The following is an 8145-nucleotide window of genomic DNA, read 5'->3' on the forward strand; positions in this document are numbered from 1 at the left end:
AGGGGCGGCGGATGGTAGCCAGGGGTGCGGCCCGCTTCGGGCAAACCCCTGGTCCGGGGGCCGACGCCGGGGACCAGGGGTTGCGCTGCACTCCACCCCTGGCTACCATCCGCCGCCCCTCCGGGGCTCAAACACAAATCACTCGTATTGCAGTGCGTCGGGGATGCGGGTCTGGATCGCGCGCCACGCGGGGAGCAGGCCGGCCAGGGTCGCCGTGAGGATCGACACGCCCGCGATGCCCAGCGCCTCCCTCCACGGGTACACCACGTCGAACACGAACCCGGACTCGTCCACCATCACCACCTTCAGCACGTACCACTCCATCGGCATCCCGATGAGGATGCCCAGCGCCGTGCCGAACACGCCCAGCAGCACCGCCTCGGCCATCACCGACCGCAGCACCTGCCCCGGCGTCGCGCCGATCGCGAGCAACAGCCCGAGTTCGCGCTTCCGCTGCAGCACCGAGATGAGGAGCGCCGTCACGACGCCCAGCGCCGCGACCACGCCGACGACGATCTGCTGGAGGTACGCCAACTGGTAGATGCGGTTGATGAGTTCCGAGAGGAACTTCCGCAGCCCGTCGCGGTCGGTGACGAACAGCCCCTTGTCGGCGACGAACGCCTCCAGGCCCGGGTCGCGCGCCGCGGTCCCGTTGCGGCTCGACTTCAGGAACACGTGGCACATGTCGATCAGCTCGTCGCCGAACAGCTCGGCGTACCGCGTGCGGTCCATGAACACGGTGCCGCGGCTCCACGAGTAGTCGACGACGGTGCCGACGACGCGGAGCGGCACCCGGCCGGTCGGCCCGGGGAGGGTGATCGTGTCGCCGATCTTCACGCTCTGCCGGCGGGCGAAGTTCTCGCTCACCAGCACGTCGTTCGTGCCGGGCAGGCCGAGGAACTTTTCCAGGTCCGGGAGCCCGGTGGGGACGCGGTCGCGGGTCGCCCGCGCGTAGTCCACCGCGTCCATCGCGATCAGGCACACGACCGTGCCGTTGAACTCGGGTCGGGCGTAGCGGATCGTCATGACGCGATCGACCTCCGGGAGCGCGCGCAAATCGCGGGCGATGCCGGGGGCCATCGGCGAGTTCGAGCTGTTCGCGGCCGTCATGTTCCCGCTGAAGACGAAGTGGTCGGCCTGCACCACCTGCGCGATCCAGGTGGTCACCGGCTCCTCGTTGCTGCGGCCGACGCCCGCGGTCTGGAACATGAGCGCGACGCCGGCCCCGAGCGCGCCGATCACCACCCCCGTGCGGCCCGGGGCGCGCGACAGGTTGTCGAACGCGAGCCGCACCGAGATCGGGCACGTCACGCGGATCAGCGGCAGTAGCGCCGAAACGATCGCTCCCACCAGGATTGGCGCGGCGAGGAGCAGTCCGACGAGCGCGACCATCATGCCGCCGATGCCCCCGAGCCGGGCCGGGAGCGAGTCGCGGAGCAGGACCATCGCGACGCCGCCGCCGACGAGCGCGACGCACGCGAGCCTGTGAACGAGCCGCCACGACCCCTTCGCGCCGGCCGCGGTGCGGCGGACGACGTGGGCCGGGTCGTCGCTCGCGGCCTGGATCGCCGGCACGAGCGCCGCGAACACCGCGGTGAGCACGCCGGCCAGCACCGCGACCGCGACCGACTCGACCGAGAGCCGCGTCGGGTTCACGGCCGGGTTGAGGAACATCGACTCCAGTTCGACGCGGAGCTGCGACAGCGCGAGTTCGGCGAGGCCGATTCCGAGCGGCACCCCGCCCGCCGCACCGATCAGGCCCAGCACCGCGGCCATGCCCGCGAACAGCATCACGATCTGCCCGCGGGTCGCGCCGACCGACCGCATGATGCCGATGTCCTGCCGCCGCTCGGCGACCGTCACGGCCATCGCGTTGTACACGAGGAACAGGCCGACGATCATCGCGCCGGCGGCGCACACGAGGAACCCGATCTGGACGCCGTCCACCACCTCCTGCGTGCTGCGGCGCTGGGTCTCGGGGGTGCGGACGGCGGCCCGCTTGGCGACCACCGCGTTGACGCCGGCCTCGGCCGCGTCGCGGTCGGCCCCGGGTTCGAGGAACACGTCGATCCGGTTGATCCGCCTCGGGGACCGCATCTCGGCGAGCGCGTCGCCGGGGCCGCCGAGGACGCCGCCGAGCGGCAGCGGGGGGCGGATCACGCGGCTCGCGTCGCCGATGCTCATGCCGACGAAGTTCTTGCCGAGCGGGGCCATCGGCGAGTCCTTGTCGAAGTCGATGACCCCGACCGGCAGGCACTCGTACTCGCGGGTCGCGTGGCGGATGGTGAACGGCTGGTCGGCCCCGCGGCGGCGGAGCCACTCGGTGTAGACCGGCCGCGACACCATCACCGGCCGGCCCGGAATCCGGTCCCACAACTGCGCGGCCTTCGCGCGGTCGCCGCCGGCCAGCGCCCACAGCACGCCGCCGACGCGCTGCCGCACCGCGTCGGGCAGCATTTCGACCTTCACCTTGAGCGGGTTCTCGTCGGAGAGGAGCTGCGTGCTGACCTCGGCCCCGACCAGCACCGCGACGCGGCCGTCGAGGTCGGGCAGGGTGACGCGGTCGTACGCGAGCGGCTGGACCGACTGCACGCCCTTGGGCCGGTTCGTCCGCAGTTCGTCGACGAGCGAGAGCAGCACGCCGGCCTCGCCGTTGGTGACGTACAGCTCGGCGCTGCCGGCGGGGGTGGTGGTGTCCTGCGCCGCGTACTCGATGCACTGGTTCAGGATGCGGGCCGAGATGAGGGTGCCGACGCCCAGCGCGATGCTGAACACGATGAGCAGCCCGCGGTCCCACCGCTGGAGCAGGTAGCGGAGACTCAGCACCCGGTAGACCGACGGGACCATCCTGACCTCCGTGAAAGTCCCCGCGTCGCGACGCGGGGACTTGGAATTACCGCCGCACCGGCTCGTCCGCTTCCAGCAGCCCGTCGCGGATCTTCACGAGCCGGGTGCCGAAGGTCGCCCCGTGCGGGTCGTGCGTCACCATGATCACGGCCCGCTTCCCCGGCTCCGGGAGCTTCGACAGGAGCGTGAGGATCTCGCGGCTCGTGGCCGTGTCGAGGTTGCCCGTGGGTTCGTCGCACAGCACGGCCTCGGGGTCGGCGATGAGCGCCCGGGCGACCGCGACCCGCTGCATCTCGCCACCGGACATCTCGTCCGGGAAGTGGTCGGCCCGGTGGGCGAGGCCGACCCGTTCGAGGCACTCGCCGGCCCGCACGAGGGCCGCCCGCCGGCCCGTGTTGCCGAGCAGCAGCGGCAGCGCGACGTTCTCGGCCGCGGTGAGCGTCGGCAGCAGGTTGAACGCCTGGAACACGAACCCGATGCGGTCGCGGCGGAGCAGGGACCGCTGCCGGTCCGACATCGACTGCAGGTCCTGCCCGTGGAACACGGCCCGGCCGCTGCTGGGGGTGTCGAGCGCGCCCATGAGGTGCATCAGGGTCGACTTGCCCGACCCCGACGGCCCCATGATGGTGACGAACTCGCCGGTGTTCACCCGCATGGTCACCCCGCGGACGGCGTTCACCGTGCGGCGGCCCTGCTCGTAGGACTTGGTGGCGTCGATCAGTTCCAGCATGTGCTTCCGCCCCAAAGCCCGGCGAGCCGGGAGTGTGAGCGACCGGAGGTAACGTCCCTCCGGTCGCAGCTAAGCCCAACGCCTGTACCCGCCGGTCACCCGTGCAGTTTCCGGTACTTGATGCGGTGCGGGGTGTCGGCGGCGGCCCCGAGGCGGATCTTTTTCTGCTCCTCATACACCGCGAAGTTCCCCTCGCACCAGACCACCTTGCTGTCGCCCTCGAACGCGAGGATGTGCGTCGCGATGCGGTCCAGGAACCACCGGTCGTGCGAGATGATGACCGCGCACCCGGCGAAGTTCGTCAGCGCCTCCTCGAGCGCCCGCAGCGTGTCCACGTCGAGGTCGTTGGTCGGCTCGTCCAGGAGCAGCAGGTTGGCCCCGCTCCGCAGCAGCTTCGCGAGGTGGATCCGGTTCCGCTCGCCGCCCGAGCAGTTGCCGACGACCTTCTGCTGGTCCGGCCCCTTGAAGTTGAACCGGGCGCAGTACCCGCGGCTCGCGACCCGCTGCTTGCCGAGCATGATGTAGTCGGTGCCGCCGGTGATCTCCTCGAAGATCGTGTTCGTGGCCACCAGCGCGTCGCGGTTCTGGTCCACGTGCGCGACCTTCACCGTCGTGCCGACCGTCAACTTGCCGCCGTCCGGCTGTTCGGTCCCGGCGATCATCTTGAACAGCGTGGTCTTGCCGGCCCCGTTCGGGCCGATGATGCCGACGATGCCGCCCTTGGGCAGGTTGAACGTCAGGTCGTCGTACAGCAGGATGTCGCCGAACCCCTTCTTGACGGCCTCGGCCCGCACCACGAGGTCGCCGAGCGGCGGGCCGGACGGGATCTGGATCAGCAGCTCCTTGTCCTCGTCCTCGATCACCTGCTCCTGCAACTTGTCGATGGCGGCGAGCCGGGCCTTGCTCTTGGCCATCCGGGCGCGGGGCGAGCTCTTGGCCCACTCCAGTTCCCGTTCGAGCTGCTTCTGCCGGCCCGACTCCTGCTTCTCCTCGACGGCCATCCGCTTCCGCTTGGCCTCCATCCACCCCGAGTAGTTCCCCGAGAACGGGTACCCGCGGCTGGCGTGCAGTTCGAGGATCCACTTGGCGACGTTGTCCAGAAAGTACCGGTCGTGCGTGACCGCAACGACGGCCCCCTTGTAGTCCGACAGGTAGTGCTCGAGCCACTCGACGCTCTCGGCGTCGAGGTGGTTCGTGGGCTCGTCGAGGATGAGCAGGTCGTGCTGCTGGAGCAGCGTCTTGCACAGGGCGACGCGGCGGCGCTCGCCGCCCGAGAGCCGCTCGACGGGCGCGTCGGACGGCGGGAGCCGCATCGCGTCCATCGCCATCTCGAGCGTGCGGTCGATCTCGTAGGCGTTGGTCGCGTCGATCTGCGCCTGCACCCGCTCCATCTCGTTCGAGAGCTTCTCGAACTGCTTCTCGTCGGCCGTCCCCATCTCCTCGCCGATCTCCTCCTGCCGTTTGACGAGCGCGCGGATGTGGGCGACGGCCTCCTCGACGTTCTCGATGACGTTCTTGCCCGGGGTGAGGTGCGGCTCCTGTGGGACGTACCCGATGGTCGCGCCGGGGTGCGCCCACGCCTCGCCCATGAAGTCCTTGTCCACGCCCGCCATGATCTTCAGCAGGGTGGACTTGCCGGACCCGTTCGAGCCGATGACCCCGATCTTCGCCCCGGGGTAGAAGTTCAGGTTGATGTCCTTGAGGATCTCCCGCTTCCCGTAGTGCTTGGTGAGGTTGCGGATGTTGTAAATGTAATAGTCGCTCATGAACCCCTCGTTCGGGACGCCGGTCGTGTCTGGGAATTTTACGGGAGTCGGGGGTGCGCGAGAGCGCGACTTGGGGGGAATGAGCGACCTCTGGTGGGGCAGACATTCGTGTCTGCCTCCCGAGGCTTCGGCGGCAGACACGAATGTCTGCCCCACCGGACCAGATCGGCTCACTCCTTCGGCGGGTCGAACCGCGACGGGGGGATCGATTCGGGGAACTCCCAGGTCGGCGCGGCCCACCGCTCGCCGAGGTGCCCGTCCTGCACCATCTCGATCTTGGTCGCGAGGGTCAGGCCGCCGAACGGCTTGTGGTCGGCCAGGGTGAACACCTTGTGGACCCGCACGCCCTGTTCGACGGGGTGGAACTCGACCCGCACCGGCAGGCCGGTCGCCTCGTCGAACGTCACGAGGTACACCGGGCGGTTGGGCAGCGCGATCTTCACCGCGGTGCCGGGGGCCTTCTTCGTCGCCTCGAACGCGACCGCGGCCGGGTCCGTGAGCGGCAGGCCGAGCGTCATCCAGTGCCACGCGGTCAGGTCGGTGAGGATCACGCGGCCCAGGTCCACGGTGCCCGAGGCGGGGTTGAGCGCGAGGCCGGTCTTGAGCCAGCCCCGCTGCCCGCGGAGGTAGAACGTGTTGTTGGCGAGTTGGCCCTTGAAGTCGTCGGCGACGAACGCGGAGTCGGGCCACACGGTTTCGAGGACTCGGACCGTCGGGGTCAGGTCGGCGCTGGTGGTCGAGAGCTTGATCCCGCCGCCCTGGTAGGTGACCTTCGCGGATCGCCCGCGGGCGATCCGGACCGGGTCGCCGTCGGCGATGGCCTTCACCGCCCGGTCGAGGACCGCCTTCGCGGCCGGGTCGGTCGCGGCCGGCGGCGCGCCGTGCGGGTCGCCGCCCTGCGCGGCGGCCGCCTTCGGCTGCTTGGGCAGGTCCGGCAGTTCCTTCTCCGGGCCGCACCCGACGGCGACCGCGGCCAGCACCAACGCCCCCGACCCGATGAGACGCCGCATGCCGCCCTCCCGTAGAGTTTCCCCGTGTTGTACCGCACCCGGGCGGGTCGGAGAAGGTGAAGTGGGCCGCGGCCTCGTGCGGGGCGTGCCAGAAGAATCCGGACCGTCGGGGAGCAGCATCGGATTGTGTGGTGCGGTGCGGGAATGGTTCCGGGCGACGCCCCCACCCCACGTCCGGAACCATCGGTTCAGCTCCGGAACCATCCCATTCGTCCGGAAGAATCTATGTTCGAGCGTGGGGCGGGCGGAACCCGCGAGTCCCATTTGCTGTGAAGGTAGCACCTTGCGGCGAGGGGAGCGTGCGCGCAGGGGCTACTTCTTGTCATCGGGCTTCGGGGGGGCGGGGCTCTTGACCCGCTTGAAGCTGTACTTCACGCCGCTCCCCTCCTCGGTGGCCTCGAGCACGTCGTCGACAAACTTGGTGACGCGGAACGTCCGCACGAGGTCGCCGTCGCGGGTCATCTTGGACAGGACCACGGCCCTCCCCTTGACCTCGTAGTTGAACTCGGTGACGCTGTTGAATTCGCTATCGGCGTTGGGCGCGACCTTGAACCGCGCCCGCCCGTCGGTCTCAAACTCGATCGCGTTCTGGGGCACCTTCTTCTTCGCGTCCCCGGGCTGGTCCCACTCGCCGATCAGCTTCTTGGGGTCGATTGGGTCGTCGGCGGCGGTAGCGGTGCCGTACGCCAGAACCAGTAGGGCGGTGCCGATCAGTGCTCGCATGTGGGGTTCCTCGTGAGTGGTGCGGGGGGCGGTCAGTCCTGCTTCTTCTCGGTCTTCACCCGCTCGAAGTCTTCCTGGATGCCGTCGGGGTCCACGACCTGGAGTTCGGTCTCGGTGAGCTTCTTGATCTTGAGGGGCTCGGTCTTCTCGAACTCGCCCGGCCCCTTGAGCGTGTACGTCAGCTCGCCCTTGGCGAGCTTGTACTCGCCGGTGGACGTGAACGTGTCGCCGTTGGTCGTCTGGCGGACGGTCATCTTCCCGCCCTGGGTCAGTTCCAGGGTCAGTTCGGTCGCGGGGGCGTCGGGCCGGGCGCTGCTCTTCACGAGCCTCCAGGTGCCGACGACCTTCTCGGCGTCGGCCCGCTCCTTGGGCACGGGGGCGGCCGTCGCGGCGAGGACCACGCAGAGCACGGCGGTTGCGGTCATGCGGCACCGATTCGGGTGTGGGGGTGACTCCCCGAATCATACCCGACCGGGCGGCCGGAGTGAAACGGCGATCGGCCCGCTGCCGGTGCGAACCCTGGCCCCGGGAGACTTGTCGGTTCGCGAGCCGGGGGGTAGCTTAACGGCTGCGAAACATCCGACATTGTGACGGGAGCGAGACATGGCAAAGGGGCGCGGGGGGCGGGGGCCGTCGCGGCTGGACCGGCGGCGCGAGAGCGAGGCGGTCGAGGCGCAGGAGCGCGAGAAGGAGGGCGAGGTCGAGGAGGAGGTCGAGGAGGCCGACGCCGAAGCCGAGGCCGGCGACGACGACGACGAGGCACCAAAGAAGAAGGCCAAGAAGCCCGCCAAGAAGGCCGCCGCGGCCAAGAAGCCCGCGGTCAAGCGGACCCGCGTGGCCAAGGAGGTCCGCCGCCGGGCCGTGTGGGTCGTGTGCGACAACGGGAGCAAGGAGGTCGGCGAGTTCCCCTTCAACCAGAAGGCCGAGGCCGAGGAGCTGCTCGCCCGCAAGATCCTGGAGAAGGAGGGCAAGGCCACCTTCTACCTGAACCTCGTCAAGAAAGAAATGAAGGAGTAGTTTCAGTTTGGAGTGCAGAACGGGGAGTGCGGAGTGAAGGACCAAGGCCTCC

Annotated in this window: 7 protein-coding genes; 1 reads left to right on the top strand and 6 read right to left on the bottom strand. The window is 69.6% G+C overall.

Translation table 11 applies throughout. The features are described from left to right. Positions 1-138: 138 nt before the first annotated feature. The 6 genes from ACTIGN_RS14240 to ACTIGN_RS14265 all read right to left on the bottom strand — a co-directional run bounded on the left by ACTIGN_RS14240 (position 139) and on the right by ACTIGN_RS14265 (position 7501). A complete protein-coding gene (locus ACTIGN_RS14240; RefSeq protein ID WP_439624900.1) occupies positions 139-2847 on the bottom strand; it encodes an FtsX-like permease family protein in 2709 nt (902 codons plus the stop codon). Positions 2848-2893: 46 nt separating this feature from the next. Continuing rightward, positions 2894-3577: an ABC transporter ATP-binding protein gene (locus tag ACTIGN_RS14245; protein ID WP_439624902.1), complete on the bottom strand. Its 684-nt coding sequence runs from the start codon at positions 3575-3577 to the stop codon at positions 2894-2896. Positions 3578-3672: 95 nt separating this feature from the next. Further along, positions 3673-5343 carry an energy-dependent translational throttle protein EttA gene (gene ettA / locus ACTIGN_RS14250; protein WP_439624904.1) on the bottom strand — a complete coding sequence of 557 codons (1671 nt, stop codon included), beginning with the start codon at positions 5341-5343 and terminating at the stop codon, positions 3673-3675. A gap of 170 nt (positions 5344-5513) precedes the next feature. Next, positions 5514-6353 (bottom strand): hypothetical protein, encoded by an 840-nt coding sequence (locus ACTIGN_RS14255; protein WP_439624906.1) that lies wholly within the window; start codon positions 6351-6353, stop codon positions 5514-5516. A 312-nt stretch (positions 6354-6665) separates the two neighbouring features. Continuing rightward, on the bottom strand, positions 6666-7076 hold the full coding sequence (locus tag ACTIGN_RS14260) for a hypothetical protein (RefSeq protein ID WP_439624908.1): 411 nt from the start codon (positions 7074-7076) through the stop codon (positions 6666-6668). A gap of 32 nt (positions 7077-7108) precedes the next feature. After that, positions 7109-7501 (bottom strand): hypothetical protein, encoded by a 393-nt coding sequence (locus tag ACTIGN_RS14265; protein WP_439624910.1) that lies wholly within the window; start codon positions 7499-7501, stop codon positions 7109-7111. A 178-nt stretch (positions 7502-7679) separates the two neighbouring features. Here ACTIGN_RS14265 and ACTIGN_RS14270 point away from each other — a divergent pair, with 178 nt between their 5' ends. After that, entirely contained in the window at positions 7680-8093 is a 414-nt protein-coding gene (locus ACTIGN_RS14270; protein WP_439624912.1) for a hypothetical protein, read from the top strand. The last annotated feature ends 52 nt before the right edge of the window (positions 8094-8145 follow it).

The sequence above is a fragment of the Gemmata sp. genome, from assembly GCF_051859125.1.
Lineage (GTDB): Bacteria > Planctomycetota > Planctomycetia > Gemmatales > Gemmataceae > Gemmata.